Annotated in this window: 17 protein-coding genes; 5 read left to right on the forward strand and 12 right to left on the reverse strand. The window is 40.7% G+C overall.

All coding sequences use genetic code 11. From position 1 onward, the window contains the following. Positions 1 to 39: 39 nt before the first annotated feature. The 4 genes from AC1XUO_RS17905 to AC1XUO_RS17920 form a co-directional block, all read right to left on the reverse strand. Complete coding sequence (locus AC1XUO_RS17905) at positions 40 to 1,374, reverse strand: Fic family protein (protein ID WP_483331139.1); 1,335 nt, start codon at positions 1,372 to 1,374, stop codon at positions 40 to 42. A 196-nt stretch (positions 1,375 to 1,570) separates the two neighbouring features. Further along, a complete protein-coding gene (gcvP, locus tag AC1XUO_RS17910; RefSeq protein ID WP_483331140.1) occupies positions 1,571 to 4,459 on the reverse strand; it encodes an aminomethyl-transferring glycine dehydrogenase in 2,889 nt (962 codons plus the stop codon). 129 nt (positions 4,460 to 4,588) lie between these two features. Continuing rightward, positions 4,589 to 4,795: a hypothetical protein gene (locus AC1XUO_RS17915; RefSeq protein WP_483331141.1), complete on the reverse strand. Its 207-nt coding sequence runs from the start codon at positions 4,793 to 4,795 to the stop codon at positions 4,589 to 4,591. A 107-nt stretch (positions 4,796 to 4,902) separates the two neighbouring features. Then, positions 4,903 to 6,165, reverse strand: coding sequence for a metallophosphoesterase (locus AC1XUO_RS17920; protein WP_483331142.1), 1,263 nt, complete (start codon positions 6,163 to 6,165; stop codon positions 4,903 to 4,905). Positions 6,166 to 6,343: 178 nt separating this feature from the next. Between AC1XUO_RS17920 and AC1XUO_RS17925 the strand changes: the two genes are divergently transcribed. Next, positions 6,344 to 6,562: a hypothetical protein gene (locus tag AC1XUO_RS17925; protein WP_483331143.1), complete on the forward strand. Its 219-nt coding sequence runs from the start codon at positions 6,344 to 6,346 to the stop codon at positions 6,560 to 6,562. 12 nt (positions 6,563 to 6,574) lie between these two features. On the opposite strand, the gene AC1XUO_RS17930 is transcribed toward AC1XUO_RS17925, so the two are convergent. After that, the gene (locus AC1XUO_RS17930) at positions 6,575 to 7,135 is read right to left on the reverse strand and encodes a YqgE/AlgH family protein (protein ID WP_483331144.1); all 561 of its coding nucleotides are present in this window, start codon (positions 7,133 to 7,135) and stop codon (positions 6,575 to 6,577) included. Between the two features lie 133 nt (positions 7,136 to 7,268). On the opposite strand from AC1XUO_RS17930, the gene AC1XUO_RS17935 reads away from it, so the two are divergent. After that, positions 7,269 to 7,787, forward strand: a complete 519-nt coding sequence (locus tag AC1XUO_RS17935) for a gamma carbonic anhydrase family protein (RefSeq protein WP_483331145.1) — start codon at positions 7,269 to 7,271, stop codon at positions 7,785 to 7,787. A gap of 23 nt (positions 7,788 to 7,810) precedes the next feature. On the opposite strand, the gene AC1XUO_RS17940 is transcribed toward AC1XUO_RS17935, so the two are convergent. The 4 genes from AC1XUO_RS17940 to AC1XUO_RS17955 are packed head-to-tail and all read right to left on the reverse strand — an operon-like array spanning position 7,811 to position 10,860. After that, on the reverse strand, positions 7,811 to 8,446 hold the full coding sequence (locus AC1XUO_RS17940) for a DedA family protein (protein ID WP_483331146.1): 636 nt from the start codon (positions 8,444 to 8,446) through the stop codon (positions 7,811 to 7,813). A 9-nt stretch (positions 8,447 to 8,455) separates the two neighbouring features. Beyond that, entirely contained in the window at positions 8,456 to 8,614 is a 159-nt protein-coding gene (locus AC1XUO_RS17945) for a hypothetical protein (RefSeq protein ID WP_483331147.1), read from the reverse strand. Between the two features lie 18 nt (positions 8,615 to 8,632). Beyond that, positions 8,633 to 8,950 (reverse strand): nucleotidyltransferase domain-containing protein, encoded by a 318-nt coding sequence (locus tag AC1XUO_RS17950; RefSeq protein WP_483331148.1) that lies wholly within the window; start codon positions 8,948 to 8,950, stop codon positions 8,633 to 8,635. Between the two features lie 26 nt (positions 8,951 to 8,976). Next, positions 8,977 to 10,860, reverse strand: coding sequence for an ABC-F family ATP-binding cassette domain-containing protein (locus AC1XUO_RS17955; protein WP_483331149.1), 1,884 nt, complete (start codon positions 10,858 to 10,860; stop codon positions 8,977 to 8,979). Positions 10,861 to 11,002: 142 nt separating this feature from the next. Between AC1XUO_RS17955 and AC1XUO_RS17960 the strand changes: the two genes are divergently transcribed. Together AC1XUO_RS17960 and AC1XUO_RS17965 are read left to right on the forward strand one after the other, a co-directional pair. Further along, positions 11,003 to 11,989, forward strand: a complete 987-nt coding sequence (locus AC1XUO_RS17960; protein WP_483331150.1) for a formylglycine-generating enzyme family protein — start codon at positions 11,003 to 11,005, stop codon at positions 11,987 to 11,989. Between the two features lie 27 nt (positions 11,990 to 12,016). Beyond that, positions 12,017 to 13,360: a Gfo/Idh/MocA family protein gene (locus AC1XUO_RS17965; RefSeq protein WP_483331151.1), complete on the forward strand. Its 1,344-nt coding sequence runs from the start codon at positions 12,017 to 12,019 to the stop codon at positions 13,358 to 13,360. Positions 13,361 to 13,423: 63 nt separating this feature from the next. On the opposite strand, the gene AC1XUO_RS17970 is transcribed toward AC1XUO_RS17965, so the two are convergent. The 3 genes from AC1XUO_RS17970 to AC1XUO_RS17980 form a co-directional block, all read right to left on the reverse strand. After that, a complete protein-coding gene (locus AC1XUO_RS17970; protein ID WP_483331152.1) occupies positions 13,424 to 14,308 on the reverse strand; it encodes an FAD:protein FMN transferase in 885 nt (294 codons plus the stop codon). Positions 14,309 to 14,638: 330 nt separating this feature from the next. Next, complete coding sequence (gene aroC / locus AC1XUO_RS17975; RefSeq protein WP_483331153.1) at positions 14,639 to 15,718, reverse strand: chorismate synthase; 1,080 nt, start codon at positions 15,716 to 15,718, stop codon at positions 14,639 to 14,641. 7 nt (positions 15,719 to 15,725) lie between these two features. After that, positions 15,726 to 17,117, reverse strand: a complete 1,392-nt coding sequence (locus AC1XUO_RS17980) for a BatD family protein (RefSeq protein ID WP_483331154.1) — start codon at positions 17,115 to 17,117, stop codon at positions 15,726 to 15,728. 103 nt (positions 17,118 to 17,220) lie between these two features. On the opposite strand from AC1XUO_RS17980, the gene AC1XUO_RS17985 reads away from it, so the two are divergent. Further along, complete coding sequence (locus AC1XUO_RS17985) at positions 17,221 to 17,427, forward strand: hypothetical protein (RefSeq protein ID WP_090337142.1); 207 nt, start codon at positions 17,221 to 17,223, stop codon at positions 17,425 to 17,427. Positions 17,428 to 17,474 lie beyond the last annotated feature (47 nt).

Here is a 17,474-nt window from a genome sequence, read left to right on the forward strand (position 1 = left end):
AAAGCGGATCGTAACTGGTCCGCTTTTTTGTTTTGCTATTTACTTTTTAAGTTTATCTTCAAAATTATCAGCAGCGAAAAAGATCATTTTCTTCCCCATAGTACGCATATTTACATATCCTTTGTCTACCAAACTCAATAAATCTGTTCTAGCTGTTTGGTACGCAACCCCAAATTTCGATTCAACTTCCTTAATAGAGATCGTCCGATCCTTATCTCGCAAGAAGTCCTGGATAATATCAACTTGTCGTTCATTAAAATCTTTATTCACAATTAAAGAAAAAACTTTTCTTCGATCTTCAACTGTCCTCTTTATGTATGCGTGGAGCTCGGTTAAAGATTGTTTCAAGGTTTTTAAATTGAAATCAATAAAGTAGGTTAAATCATTGTCGTCAAACTCTGTATGTAAATATGCCTTGGCATATTGACTTGGGGCTTGTAGCAGTATTCTTGAAATTGATAAGTATTCAATAAGCCAATATTTTCTTGACAGTAAGAACCAATAAAATAGTGCCCGGGCCGTCCTGCCATTTCCATCAACAAAAGGATGGATATAACCAATCAAAAAATGTAAAATAACTCCTCGAATAATGGGATGAATAAACTTGTTATCATTATCTTCATTGGCAAAATTGCAAACTGCCTGCATTAAGTCTTCAAGTAACTCGAAATTAGGAGGTGTATAGAATACTTCTCCCGTAATAGAGTCTACTACCTGCACTTCGTTGTTTTTTCTAAAATATCCTTCGTTTGCTTCATTCTTCAATGTACCTTTTGTAACTGTCGCATGAATATCACGAATTAATTCAACACTCAGTTTCTCATTCTTTAACTCTAATACTTTGCGAATCGTTAAGTAGTTATTTAAGACCATTTTCTCCGCTTCATTTCTGGGTTCGCGCTGACTTCTAAGCATCTGTTTGGCCTTTTCTCTTGTAGTGGCCGCCCCTTCCAATAAACTAGAAGCTATCGCTTCTTCCATAATAGAGCTTATCAAATACCTATTTTTATCCTCCTGCGGAATTATTCCCCCCTGCATATTTCCACCAAGATTCATATCAAATTCATGAAGTAGCCTTAATGACCGTTCCGTTGAAGTATATCTAAATTCAAATCCAGTAACATAACTGATTACTACTCTTGAAGCGGATTGACTTCTTCTTAACTTTACGATTTTCCAAAGTGAAACTGGATTAAAATCTTTAAGTTTAGAGTCTCCCTTTATTTTATATTTAAAGGCTTCCCAATAAGGATAATCCTTTTCTATTAGATTTAATGAAGCTTGAACTGCAACATCTGCCATAAGTGTTACTATTTCCTTAGCATCTTTATTAAAATCTATTACACTAACGGGTGTTGGCTCTGGCTTTTTCATAAGTAAGGCATTACTAGTTATTACTAATTCTTTTAAAATTAGTAATAACTAGTAATAGAATGTAATAGTTTGTAATAAAATCCGAATACTATGTTTTATCAACGCTAACAGTTACGATTCCGCTTATAAAAAAAAATAGAGCCATCTCTTTCGAAATGGCTCACTCTCAATTCTAATATTCTATTTTTCCAATCTCCTACTCCACCTCAGCATAAGCCTCAACTGGTATACAAGAGCAAATCAAATTTCTGTCTCCGTAAGCACTATCAACGCGACTAACACTTGGCCAGAACTTGTTGAAACGTAAATGGGGTAATGGGAAAGCTGCTTTTTCACGGCCGTAAGCATGTGTCCAGTTTTCTGCAAGAACTACACGTGAAGTGTGTGGAGCATTTTTAAGAACGTTATCCACGCGATCAGCAATACCTTCTTCAACCTCGCGAACTTCATTTCTGATCGCGATCATCGTATCACAGAAACGATCAAGTTCTGCTTTTGACTCAGATTCTGTTGGTTCGATCATCAACGTTCCGGCTACCGGGAAAGATAACGTCGGGGCATGGAAACCATAATCCATCAGGCGTTTTGCCAGGTCCTCAGCTTCAACACCAGCTGCCTTAAATGGACGGCAATCCAGAATCATTTCGTGCGCACAGCGACCGTTTGTTCCGGTATAAAGAACCTCATAATGTCCATTCAAGCGTTCCTTGATATAGTTTGCATTAAGGATCGCAAATTTTGTAGCATTTGTAAGCCCTTCTCCGCCCATCATCGCGATGTATGCGTAAGAAATCGTAAGAATACTGGCACTACCATAAGGCGCAGCTGAAACCGCTCCTGCCTGTCCGGCTTCCAAATGCTCAGACTGTTTTCCTAAATTAACATGGCCTGGAAGGAACGGGATCAAATGTTCCCCAACACCAATCGGTCCAACACCGGGTCCACCTCCACCGTGAGGAATACAAAATGTTTTATGCAAGTTCAAGTGACAAACATCCGCTCCGATAGAAGCAGGACTGGTCAAACCAACTTGGGCATTCATATTAGCGCCATCCATATAAACCTGTCCGCCAAAAGAATGGATCATCGAACAAATTTCAATGATACTTTCTTCATACACACCGTGCGTCGACGGATATGTTACCAACAGGCACGATAATTCGTCTTTATATTGTTCAGCTTTTGCTCTTAAATCAGTAACGTCGATATTTCCGCGGTCATCACATTTTGTAACAACCACTTTCATACCCGCCATCACTGCGGAAGCAGGGTTTGTTCCATGTGCTGATGAAGGAATCAAAGCCACATTACGGTGATGATCACCTCTGCTCTCGTGGTAACCGCGAATTGCCATAAGACCAGCATACTCACCCTGCGCTCCCGAATTTGGCTGCATCGACATTGCAGCAAAACCTGTAATTTCACATAACCACGCGCTCAACTCAGCAACCAATTGTCCATACCCTAACGCCTGATTTGCAGGAACAAAAGGATGTATCGCCCCAAATTCCGGCCAGGTCAAGGGGATCATTTCAGCAGTTGCATTCAGTTTCATGGTACAGCTGCCTAGAGAAATCATGGAATGCACCAACGAAAGATCTTTACTTTCAAGCGTTTTCAGGTAACGCAGCATTTCATGTTCTGTGTGGTAAGAACTGAAAACCGGATGCGTCAGGTAGGAAGATGTACGGACAAGATTTTCTTCAATCGTAAAATCCATTTCCTCGTCAATCACCATTTCACCCTGGAAACCGGAAACCTCTGCAAAAAGATTTAAAAGCGCAATTACATCATCAAAAGTTTTAGCCTCGTCAAATGATACCCCAACGCTTCCATCTTTGTTGTAACGCAGGTTGATACCCCATTTCAGTGCATTTTCTCTCAGCTTGCTGGCCAGCGTCGTTTTGATTGTAACCGTATCGAAGAAATTTGTCGTAACGACATCGTAATTAAATTTCTTGATGGTATCAACAAATAAGCGTGTCAAACCATGTACGCGCGAAGCAATATTCTTGATTCCTTCCGGTCCGTGGTAAACGCTGTATGCGCCCGCAATTACCGCAAGCAAAACCTGTGCTGTACAGATATTTGAAGTAGCTTTTTCGCGACGGATATGCTGCTCACGCGTTTGCAACGCCATTCTTAATGCGCGATTTCCTTCCGCATCCACCGAAACTCCGATGATACGACCAGGAATGTTACGTTTGAAAGATTCCTTTGTAGCAAAAAATGCAGCGTGAGGCCCACCGTAACCCATAGGAACGCCGAAACGCTGGGATGATCCAACCACAACATCAGCGCCCATTTCACCCGGAGCCTTTAACAAAGTAAGCGCCAACAAATCAGCTGCAACTGCCACTGTGATGTTAACATCATGCGCAGCAGCTATAAAATCAGTATAGTCAATCACTTCACCGTTTGTAGCGGGATATTGTACCAAAACGCCGTAAAGATTTTCGTCTGTCAAATCTACGGTCGCATGGTTTCCAACAATAACCTTTATGCCGATCGGATTGGCTCTTGTGTAAATCAAATCCATGGTCTGTGGGTGGCAAAGCTCAGAAACAAAAAATGTATCTGCTTTTTTCTTTGCTCCCGGACGAAGGCTGTGAAGCATCGTCATCGCTTCTGCTGCTGCTGTTGCTTCATCCAAAAGAGAAGCATTGGCAATTTCCATTCCCGTAAGATCAGTGATCACGGTTTGAAAATTCAAAAGCATTTCCAATCTTCCTTGTGCGATCTCCGCCTGATAAGGCGTGTAGGCTGTATACCATGCCGGATTTTCAAGAATATTTCTTAAAATTACGTTAGGAGTCACAGTATCGTAATATCCTGTTCCGATATACGTTTTCAAGATCGCATTCTTACGAGCCAGTTTCTTGATTCCGTCCAAAAACTCCTGCTCCGATTTTGGGCGAGGTAAATCCAAAGGCTTTTGCAGGCGAATGGCCGCCGGAAGCGTTTGTTCTATCAATTCATCCAGAGAAGATGCTCCAACTGTGCGTAACATTTCCTGTAATTCCTGCTCATTCTTACCGTGATGACGGTTTTCGAATTTATCCTGGCTTCGAAGATTGATTTTCATTATTTGGGCCAACGAGACCGTTATATAGGTGGTTATAAAATACAAAAGTAAGCAAATCCGAGGAAATCTCTGCGAGAAAATCGGGAATGCTTACTCTTGAATATGTTCAAATTAAATATTTTTCTGGTTTTAATGTTTCGGACAACCACAATCCGTTTTTCGCTTGAATATTCCAAGGATTTTTTTGGATTTAGGTTTTTGATATCCGCGATTTTTCTTCTTTTTATTCAATAACATTTCCGACTGAATATCCTTTGGATTAGCACTCACGGGCTGAATCCCGGAAAAGCCCAGCACAATGCCTGACAAAAGAATTGTTGCAACAAATTTTTTCATAACTATTGTGTTTAAAACCGCAGAAGTATAAATATCAAACGTCCCGACTCCGGCTCTAAGTATATCTTAAACAATTTAATAACTCGTAATTACAATGATTAAATCCGCTAGGCGCTAACCAATTCAATGATCGTAATTTCCGGAAGAATACCAACACGACCCGGATAACCCAGATAACCAAAACCACGGTTAACATAAAGATATTGATCATTTTCCTTATATAATCCACCCCATTCTTTATACCGATATTGCACCGGGCTCCATTTGATGCCTGCAAGTTCTACACCGAACTGCATTCCGTGGGTATGCCCTGCAAAAGCCAGATCGATATCATTATATTTTGGAAGCACCTGAGCACGCCAATGGCTGGGATCATGAGATAATAATATCTTCACCGGATATTGGTCCGTTCCTTGATATGCCTTTTCCAGATTGCCATATTTCGCAAAATTTCCTGCACCCCAATTCTGAATACCAATTAAACCGATCTCGTCATTGTCAACTCGGATTGCACGATTTTCGTCCAGCATCAGATTCCAGCCAAGTAAGTGATGCGCTTTTTTCAGATCAGCCAAATTCTGGTTTTTCTCCTGCTGAGATCCCCACTGAAAATAATCTCCATAATCATGGTTCCCCAAAGTTGAGTGTACACCAAGCGGCGCCTTAACTTTATCAAAAATATTGATGTAATCCTTTACCTCCAACGCACGGTCGTTTACCAGATCACCGGTAAAAAATGCGATATCCGGTTTTTCTTTCATCAACATTTCCACACCTCCTTTAACAGCCGTTTTATTAAAAAAACTACCTGAATGAATATCCGAAAGTTGGGCTATCTTCATTCCATGAAAGGCTTTTGGCAAATTTTTCAACGCAACCTTTACTCTTCTGATACGGTAATCGTGCGCACCGGATAATATACCGAAGGCAAAAGTCCCCATCAAAGCTGAGCCGGCAATAAGAGCAGTCGTTTCCAAAAATTCTGACCTTGGAATTTTAGTTTCCGACGGATTGGCGGGATCTATGGCCGGCGCAACAGATGGGACAAAATAGCTGATTATCCATTGCAGCAAACGGCGAGCATCATCAATCAACAAAAATAAGACAACCAGCAATTTCGAAAGATAAGGAATCGCTATTCCGGCGATAATAAATGTCCTTGTCATACGGTTAAAAAAGTCGGCGGGAAGAAACTGCATCATCACGTAGGCAAACAATGTCAGCGAAGTGAAGCCCCAATATCCCAAGGTTATCCATTTCTGAGTTGGCTGGGAAAAATTTCTGATTACAAATCGTAACGCCTGCCAGACATACCAGTCAATACCAAATAATACGACGGTAAGTAATATAAAAATCAGAGTGCGGTTCATTCCAGTTAAAATGTATTTATATCAGGGGTTAACATCGCGATTGTTTTTCTCGTTCGTGAGCTCGTGGCAAAAAGCGTATAAAAACGATTTAATGGGAAAATTTCCCACCTGAACGGTCAAGTTATTCTCATGAAAGGTTTATTTCTCTATTTTTGCTTAAAAACCAGATAATACAAAAATGCCAGAATTTGACTTTAAGCGATTCCATATCCGATCGATGAATGCCACCGATGAAGAACGGGCCGCCATTAATCAGGAGTTGAAAGATATGTATGCAGCTTTACCGGAAGGAGACAAAGCTGATTTTAATGCCCAGCTGCAAAAATTTTTAGTAAAAGAGGTAGCCCGGGTAAAATCCGATTACGACTCTATTCGCGGACTTAATAATCCAAACTGATATCAAGTAAAATTAGTTTAAACTTGGATCCGTCGGATAATGGGCGATTGAGCGATATTCTCCACCCATATTTTTCAGAATTTCTCTCCAAAAATCCTTTGCTGGCGTAGTAAAGAGGAAGTTTGATTTCGTTTGTGAAATAATCCAGGAACCTTCTTTCATTTCGTTCTCTAATTGTCCCCCGCCCCATCCTGAATATCCTATAAAAAACCGTACATCATCGGCCGTCAGGCTGTTGATGTTTAGAAGTGTACGAACCTGTTCAAAATCTCCGCCCCAAAAAACATTCGGCATAATTTCTGCTCCGCCGGCAATCATATCCGGACGACGGTGAATGAAATGTAACGTATTTTTCTCAACCGGCCCGCCCAGATGTAAAGGAATATCCTGATAAATTGTGTCTTCCAAAACATCTCCTAAAAATAAGTCAGTTACCTGATTAAGTACAAAACCGAAACTTCCCAGATCGGTATACTCACAAAGCAGAATGACGCCCCGCTCGAAATTCGGGTCACCCAAAAATGGTTTAGCGATCAGTAAAGCTCCTTTTGACAAATTTCCGGAAAGTGGCATAACGAGGCAGATTTAATATTCAAGAAACGAAATATATTTATTTTTCAGTAACATTACCTGAATTTTATACATTTCGTTATTAAACGAAAAAAGTAAAAATTATTTTAGAAATACAAGATATACTCAATTAAATATGGCACTTATCAGGTCTGTTCGGGGAAACCACCCTCAATTCGGTGAAAATTGCTGGCTGGCAGAAAACGCAACTGTTGTAGGAGACGTTGTAATGGGAGAGCATTGCACAGTCTGGTTTAACGCCGTTGTTCGCGGAGATGTTAACAGTATCAGGATAGGAAAATATTCAAATGTCCAGGATGGCGCTGTGATACATTGTACTTATCAAAAAAACGGTACTTATATCGGCGACTATGTTTCCATTGCCCACAACGCCATCGTCCACGGTTGTACCATTGAAGATCATGTGTTGATAGGTATGGGTTCGATTGTAATGGATGGAGCGGTTATTGGCACAGGAGCTATTGTAGCAGCAGGAGCAATCGTAACGCAAAATACCAAAGTACCGCCAGGAACCATATATGCAGGAAATCCGGCAAAATATCTGAAAGATGTTTCACCGGATCTCAATGCTGCAATAGACAGGACTGCAAATAATTATATCACGTATTCGGGCTGGTTCAAGGATGAGGAATAAAATTATATTCCTGCTATCAAAGCCTATTCCTCGACCATTCCTTTTCTTGCGTTGAAGTATCCTTTGATTACCGTAAACGTTGTGATAGCCAGGAAAAATAAAATGATGTAATGGACGTAATCTACAATCCAGGGAAATCTTTCTCCGAAAAGGAAGCCACCACCCGTCAGTGCGCCGATCCATATAGCTCCTCCCACAACATTATTTAATAAAAAGGAAGGAAAAGGCATTTTTGCTACGCCAGCGAGTATCGGTGCAAAAGTGCGGACAATAGGAAGGAACCTGCTGACAATCAATGTCCTGCTACCATATTTGTCGAAATATTTGCGGGTTGTCGCCAAATGCTTTTTCTTAAAAAAGAAGGAGTCCGGACGGTTCTCGAACATATCACCAAAATATTTCCCAAATATATAACCCGTTAACGAACCCAGTACCGCAGCAGCAAACATGCACAACAATAAAATACCTATCGGAACCTGTAAAATTCCTGTCCCGCAGAAAACACCGGCCAGGAACACCAAATAATCACCAGGGAGAAAAAACGCAAAGAAAAGTCCGTTTTCTGCAAAAATGATAAAGGTGATCACCAGTAAACCACCCGTGCGGATTAGTTCTTCGGAATTGAGCAAATACTGAAAAAACTCGACAATAGAATTCATATTGATTTACTATAAATATCCATTATTCTTTAAATAATGAATGACGGTATTAACGAATAGGCGGGCTTTTTCAAGAGTTTCTACTGCTTCTTCATAAACGATTTCAGAATCAATATCATAATCACCCATTTGTCGTTGATTAAATGTCGCTGCTAAAATGGTATTCATAAATTGAGTTGATATCACTCATATCTCAATTCCCTCTGCTCGAATATTTCTATAAAGTGGCAATGTGCTAACCTCATATTTCTTACGACTAGTTGGAACAACGCTAAACACCTTGTGATAGAGACTTAAAAAGTCTCCTAAAACAGGGGAAATTCTTGTAATCTCAGTAAATGGACGAATATCATCCTTATTTAATACTACTAAAAAGTCTACATCAGAATCATCACGAAAATCATTACGGGCAAAAGAACCGAATAAAATTACCTTGTAAAGTGCGTCACCATACAAGCTTATCATTTCGTCTTTAAATTCTTTTGAAACCGTTTTGATATTCATATCAATCGCCGATTATCTTTTCAAAACTAAGCATTTTCTGACAGTTCCAACCACCGCATTTCTTTGTCCGACTGCGCCTGCGTAATTTCTTCAATTTGTAGTGCCCAGGATGTTACCTCAACATGGGAGCCACCATTTTCAAGTTTTTCAAGCAACTGCGCTTTTTTCTTTTCCAACGCCGCCATTTCACCCTCAAGCATTTCGAACTCGCGTTGTTCCTTAAAACTTAACTTTTTCTTTGGAGCTGCCGGCGGTACTACAACTTCCTTAACGGGCGCTGGTGCAGCAATCTGCGGACTTTTTCCAGAAGCTACATTTTTTTTCTCAGCTTCAACCTCATCCTGATAATCACGAAGTTCAGTATAGTTTCCGGGAAAATCGCTGATCTTACCTTCTCCTTCAAACACAAAAATATGTTCAACCAAACGATCAAGAAAGTATCTATCGTGGGATACGATCATGATACAACCCGGGAAATTCATCAAAAAATCTTCCAGAACGTTCAGGCTCGCAATATCCAGATCATTCGTAGGTTCATCGAGAATCAGGAAGTTTGGCTGCTTAATCAGAATTAGAAGAAGCTGCAATCTTCTTTTTTCTCCTCCGCTCAATTTTGATATAAAATCATATTGTTTCGATGGCGAGAACAAAAATGCCTGTAACAAATGCCCAACGGTCACCGTTTCGCCCGTTCCTAACTGAACGACTTCGGCAACATCCTTAACGATGTCAATAACACGTTGCGTTTCGTCAAAAACCAGATCTGTTTGTTTGTAATAACCAAACTGAACCGTTTCTCCTTTTACAATTTTCCCGCTATCCGGTTCCAGTTCGCCGGTGATCATATTCAGCAAGGTAGATTTCCCCATACCATTCTGACCTACGATTCCGATCCGGTCACCTTTACGGAAAGTATATTCAAAGTTTTTGATCAACTGACGATCACCAAATCCTTTGCTTACATTTTCCATTTCAATGATCTTGCTTCCCAAACGCGCTGTGCGGACGTTAAGCTCCATCTGGGTATCGAATTTTTTCTGACTGGCTCTTTCTTTTAATTCTTCAAAAGCATCTACACGGTATTTTGCTTTGGTACCGCGCGCTTTCGGCTGTTTTCTGATCCAGTCAAGTTCCTTACGCATAAGGTTTCTAGCCTTATCAATTCCGGCAGCTTCTGATTCTTCCCGTTCCGCTTTCTTTTCAAGGAAATAGGAATAATTTCCTTTGTAAGAATAAGCCGAACCATGATCAAGTTCCAGTACCTGATTACAAACCGTGTCAAGGAAATATCTATCGTGGGTTACAACCAGAAGTGTAGTATTTTGTGTATTCAGGTATTTTTCAAGCCATTCAACCGTATCAAGATCCAAATGGTTGGTCGGTTCATCGAGGATCAGCAATTCCGGATCTTCCAAAAGTATCTTGGCCAGAGCGACGCGTTTTTTCTGTCCACCCGAAAGATTACCGTATAGATTTTCTGTATCGTGAATTCCCAAACGCCCCAAAACTTCTTTCACTTTATATTCAAAATCCCAGGCCTTGTAGGTATCCATATCCTCCATAGCGGTAGCCAGGGCATCATGATTGTCGGTTTCGATCGCGTGTTCATACTTTTTAACAGCTATGGCAACGGGATTATTTGAAGAGAAAATAACTTCCAAAACCGGCAATGTTACATCAAAGGAAGGGCTTTGATCCAGATAACCAACACGGATATCTTTACGGATACTAACAGACCCTTCCTGAGGGGGAATTTTACCTGTCAGGATATTAAGGAAAGTTGTTTTTCCGGTCCCGTTAGTGCCAATAAGTGCCACTTTATCACCACGACTGATCCCGAAATTGATATTTTTAAAAAGCCATTGGTCTCCAAAAGACTTCGCAATATTCTCTGCTGAAAGGTAATTCATAGGTAAAATTTGGATTCTATAACTACAAAGGTAGGATAGATATTAGAGAAGAAAGAAAAAATTCGTTTTCATAGGGTAAATACCATAATATTGCTACTTATTCTTTGTTATATGGTTCAATGCGAACACATTTTTAAAAATTATGTACAAAAAAATCTTAAACCTAATCCCTGTAATTTTTCTTTGTTTAAATGCTTCAGCCCAAGACAGTAATTTCAAAAGTTACACTCAAAAAATCGGCGGAAGTGCACAAGTTTATGACATGGTCGCCATTCCTGGCGGCGAGTTTCTAATGGGAAGTCCAGCTTCTGAAAAAGGAAGAAGAGAAGATGAAGGCCCTCAGCATAAGGTTAAAATTGAACCATTCTGGATGGGAAAACATGAAGTAGTATGGGATATTTATGATCTGTACGCCTTCAAAAATATGGAAAAGGAAATGGCTTTGCGTAATCCTGATCCTGAGAAAAGTGTAGCCAAAACAGATGCCAGTACCCGACCAAGTCCTCCTTATGTGGATATGTCGTTTGGCATGGGCCGCGCCGGATATCCGGCAATTAACATGACCCAATATGCTGCGATTCTTTTTTGCAAATGGATTTACGAGAAAACCGGTGTATTCTACCGTTTGCCAACAGAAGCGGAGTGGGAATATGCATGCCGTGCAGGATCTAAAACTGCTTACTCATTTGGAGACGACGCTTCAAAAATTGATGAGTATGCCTGGTACCGTAAAAACAGCAACTCAGCGTATAAAAAAATTGGAACAAAAAAGCCGAATGCCTGGGGATTACACGACATGCACGGCAACGTAATGGAATGGACGCTTGACCAGTATATTCCTGATTATTACGCAAAACAACCGGCCGGAGAAAAATTTGCTCCGGTTAAAGAACTTTATCCAACAGCGGTTCGCGGAGGATCATGGGACGATGAACCAACAGATTTGAGAAGTGCGGCACGTACCCCTTCAAAGCCTGAATGGAAAGTACTGGATCCGCAATTACCAAAAAGTGAATGGTGGATGACCAGCGCTTCATTTGTAGGTTTTAGACTGGTAAGACCAGTAAAAACTCCATCTGCTGAAGAAATTGCTAAATATTACAGTCCTGCATTAATAGAAGATTACTGATATATAAACTCTTAATACAAAACTTAAATGGAAAACAACAGACGCGAATTCCTTAAAGCCTCTGGTCTGATTGCCGGCGGTGTTATCCTTAGCCCTCTTGCGGGTTACGGATACAACAGCGCAGTTGGCGACACCATCAAGGTGGCTCTGATTGGTTGCGGTGGACGCGGAACGGGTGCTGCTGCGCAGGCGTTGAGTACAAGCCAGAATGTTCAGATTGTAGCAATGGCTGACGCTTTCAAAGACAGACTTGATGAATCGTACAAAAACCTTACTGCCAAAAAATACAAAAATGCGGCAGGTACTGTTGTAGATATCAAAACAAAAGTTGACGTTCCTGACGATCGTAAATTTGTTGGATTCGACGCTTTCAAAAAGGCTATTGCTTTAAAAGATGTGGATGTTGTTATCCTTGCAACGCCTCCGGGGTTCCGTCCTTCTCATTTTGAAGAGGCCGTAAAAAATGACAAGCATATCTTTATGGAAAAGCCGGTTGCTACCGACGCACCTGGTATCCGTAAAGTTCTGGCTCTTGCAGAAGAAGCTAAGAAGAAAAAACTGAACGTTGTTGTAGGACTTCAGCGCCATTACCAGCGCAATTACCTTGAAGCAATCAAAAGAATTCATGATGGTGCTTTGGGAGATATCGTTGGCGGACAAGTTTACTGGGTCGGAAGCAGCCCATGGATGAAAGAACGCCAGCCAAACCAGACGGAAATGGAATACCAAATGAGAAACTGGTATTATTTTAACTGGCTTTGCGGTGACCACATCAATGAGCAACACGTGCATAATATTGACGTAGCGAACTGGGTGAAGAATTCATATCCGGTGCAGATTCAGGGAACTGGTGGACGCGAGGTCCGTACTGGTAAGCAATACGGTGAAATTTTCGATCACCATACGCTTGACCTTGTTTATGCGGACGGAACAACTATTTCAAGCCAGTGCCGTCAGTTTGAAGGTACCTGGAATAAAGTTGACGAAGCATTCGTAGGTACAAAGGGACGCATTGATAGTTTTGATGGAAAGAAAACAATCCTGAAAGACTATAAAGGAGGCGTAATATATCAGCACGATGATAAGGGTGATATTAATCCGTATCAGGTTGAACATGACGACTTATTTGCTGCCGTTGCCAAAGGTGAATATAAATTTGCAGATGCAGAAAATGGTGCAAAGAGTACGATGACGGCCATTATGGGTCGTATGGCAACTTATTCAGGTAAAATGATCAAGTGGGATGAAGCTTTAAATTCTGATATCAACTTGTTCCCGGATAAATTAGCATGGGATGCAAATCCTAAGATTATGCCAGGACCAGACGGACTATATCCGGTGGCTGTCCCAGGTAAAACAATCGTTATTTAAATTACGTTTTGTATAGAAAATAAAAGCTGCGACCTATCAATCGCAGCTTTTATTCGTTATGATCTACTTCAAAATCGTATTCCAGGTTTTGATTTTTTCTCCTTTGGTTTCTACCAACCAGACCTTGTTATTTGGAAAATTTTTTAAATATTTCTTCCCCTCCTTTATTCCCGAAACACTGAAAGCCGTTGCCAATGCATCTGCCTCCGTAGCATTTGGGGAAATGACCGTTGTTCTGACGTGGTGTTCCAGCCCTATGCCGGTTTTCGGGTTTACGATATGAGAATATTTTTTTCCATTATATTCGAGATAACGGTAGGTTGGCCCGGAAGTAGCGATTCCGACATTGGAATATTCAATCGTCTCTATCGAATCTCTTCCGGAAGAAATAACAATTTTCCAGCCCTTTTCCCCCGGAGGCGGATCCATTAAAGCTAACTTGCCGCCAGCATCGATCATAGCGGATTTTATCCCAAAAGATTTTAAAATTTTCACGGCCTCGTCTGCTGCATAACCCTTCCCTAACCCACCAATATCAAGTCGCATACCTTTATCCCTGAGCTGGATACTTTGTGAGGAACTTTCGAATTTGACTTTCTTATATCCTGTCCTGCTTAATGCCTCAGCTATTAATTTTTTGTCAGGAAAATATCCTTTACGCGTAGCACGGCGCCATTCCTGCACAATCGGACCAAGTGTCGCGTCGAAAGTGCCACCTGTTTTTTTACTGATATCGTCAGAGACAAAAAGAATGTCGAATAGATCCCGGCTTACCGGAATCCATTTTTCGGTACCAGATTGCGCCGAAACCGCATTAATTTCACTATCATCACGGTAATCGCTTAACGACGCGTTTAAATCCTCAATACGCTTAAAAGCAGCCCTGGCAGAATTGTTCGCCAAGGAATCATTATCAGCATAAATAATCAGCCGGAAAGGTGATCCCATTAAACCTTTTTCAAATGTGTAGCGCTTGTCCTGAGCAAATAATTGAGAAGGAAAATAGCAAAACAGAAATAGAATCGTTAAATTCGAAATACAGTAAAGCTTTGAATAAGAGTTTTTTATATTGTGGAACGAACGATGTAATCGGGTGAAACTAAATTTATTAAACGCTATTATCATTTTATCGGCAGGTCTGCTTGTCATTGCTACGGGTGCCTTCATAAAGCCAAGCCATATTCAATATAGCAATCCCACCATGTTAAGCGGTCTTGCTATTGAATTTTTAGGAACCATCTGGCTCGTCTTAAGTCTGAACCATAGACGTAAAAAAAGTTAAAGTTTACTGGCTTTATTTCTTAAATAAAAGTCTGCCAAAACCAACGCGGCCATTGCCTCAACGATCGGAACCGCACGAGGAACCACACAAGGATCATGACGGCCCTTGCCTTGAACAATGGCAATATCACCTTTCTCATCTACACTTTCCTGATCCTGCATAATGGTAGCGACAGGCTTAAAAGCCACTCGGAAATAAATATCTTCTCCGTTTGAAATTCCACCCTGAATACCGCCTGAATGGTTGGATCTTGTATGGACGTCACCCTTTTCATCAATAAAAAAAGCATCATTGTGTTCCGAGCCCAGCATGGCTACCCCATCAAAACCACTTCCATATTCAAAACCTTTAACCGCATTGATGCTCAGCATGGCTTTGCCAAGTTCTGCATGAAGTTTGTCAAAAACGGGTTCACCCCAACCAGCAGGTGCTCCCTTTATGACACAATTCACAACCCCGCCAATGGAATCGCCTTTCTTACGGACATCGTCAATGTAGGCAAACATCTGTTCAGCCATTTCCGGATCCGGGCATCGTACTGCATTGTTTTCTGTTTGCGTTAAATCAAGCTCAGTATAAGATTTATCCAGTTTCATTCCACCAACCTGAGAAACATACGCTTGAATGTTCACCCCAAAATTAGCCAAAAGTAGTTTCGCTAATGCTCCCGCAGCAACGCGCGCGGCAGTTTCTCTTGCAGAGCTCCTTCCACCACCACGGTAATCACGAACACCGTATTTCACCTGATAGGTATAATCAGCGTGAGATGGGCGATATTGGGCTGAAATGTGGGAATAATCTTTGCTTCGCTGATCCTCATTACGGATAATCAGGGCGATGGGTGTTCCTGTTGTTTTTCCCTCAAAAACGCCCGACAAAACTTCAAATTCGTCCGCTTCCTTGCGCTGTGTTGTTATCCGAGACTGCCCAGGTTTACGACGTGTTAATTCACTTTGAATAAAATCCGTATCGAAATTCACTCCCGCTGGACATCCTTCTATCACAACACCTATCCCAACTCCGTGCGATTCTCCAAACGTGGAAATCTTAAATATTTTACCGTATGTACTACCCATTGTAAGATTATTTTCTAAATATCCAAAGCATCGTGATCAAAAGTAAGATTACGACCGCATTCGTTATTTCTTTTAGTATTTGTTTAAAATCAAAATGTTCCTTGCTGCTATCCAGCCGTTCGAGATTATCATATAAACCAGCAGATCCATATAAGGATAGATTACCTAACTTGTAATCTTCCCCTTTGACCTGCAATGTCTGCTTAGAAATTAAAGTATCGTATTTAGCTGTCTTAGGATTAAAATAAATCCACTGAAAATAACGGCCCAACGGAAATGTACCGTCCTGCCTTGGTACAACAAAATAATCAAAACTTTCTTCTCCTGTAATTTGCTGACTGCTTCTTTTAATTACCCTGCTAACGTCGGGCGGATAGAAATCAAAAGTTGAGTTATTCGTAATTTCCGGCGCAGGTATTGCAGCAATATTCCCCTTACCTTCAATTCGGAAAAGGTATCTGATACTCTCTCCCGGATAAACCAGCTTACTGGACAGGCGTTCTACCAATTTGTACTCACCAACCGCGATCTGGTCTTTCATCGGATGCGGAGGAAGAGGTCTTACTTTAATTTTAATGACTTTCGATTGAAATTGTTTTAACCCCTTCTCGACTTTTTCTGCTCCGGCAACCAGCATCTCCAAAGTTACCGATGGAAATACAATATCCTGTAAGGTCATAGGAAAAAAATGAGCCTGATATAAAATGTATTCCGTGTATTTTCGCCCGCCAATCGTAACACGTCGCTTGATGATTTCTTCAATTCCTACGTTTTCCTCCCAACACCCAACCGGACGTAACTTTTTGAGTATTGCTTGTAACTGAGTGCCGACCTGATAAAAATCCATTTGAACCGGAGCATTTTCAGCAACGTATAGGGAAATTCCCACGGCAAATCCTTCGCGGATGAACACACTTTTTTTATTCGTCCCTACAGAGAGAAATATATCCTCTCCATTATTCTCAGATTCCGGTACCAATTCAAATTCTTCCGGACCTATAAAATTATTATTGGCCAATGTACCAGCGCTGTATTCAACAGTTGTTTCCCCGGATTTTATTTTTGACCCGTTTACTGTTATTGTAAAAGGTTCAATATCGTATTTGCCAACTTTTAATGCAAAATATTGCTGGCTTATGGTCTGCACAACAATCTTTTTACCGCCCACAGTGTTGATAGCACTGGTAGCAGACTTACTGCGCTTTTCTAGTCCTGGAATTTCGGGGAAAGTCACGGACGGACGATTTTCTTCATCCGGAATGATCACTGAAATTGTAAATGGCTCGTCCATTTTGAGGTTTTTAGGCCCAAATTCAATTGTTGGATCATTATTTAAACTTTGCGCTAGAATAGTGCAAGAAAAACACAAAATTATGCTTAAAATTACATATAATTTCATGAGAAATATTCGTTACACATATTGGTGACTGTGGTGGGACAATATTCCCTCAGGCTTTTACTAATGTTCTGTTTTTACCTAAACCACAAAACTACATAATACTATGGCCTCTATGCTTGAATACATTAAAATTATTCTGCAAAAGGTTAGTTTCGACCGCAGGTTGTTTGAAAAAGAATTGAGAAAAGCAATCCGCATGTTAATGCCCGCTGAAGTAAAACGTTTAAGGAATTGGTGCTATGAGAATTACGGTGCCGTACATTTAACTGTACTTAATAATTGCTTTCCGCTGCCATCTACACTTGGCTGATCTATTGGAATAACAGAATTAATTTATTACCAGTATAAAACGAAAAA

It is taken from the genome of Dyadobacter sp. HNCC25DJ186 (assembly GCF_056895235.1).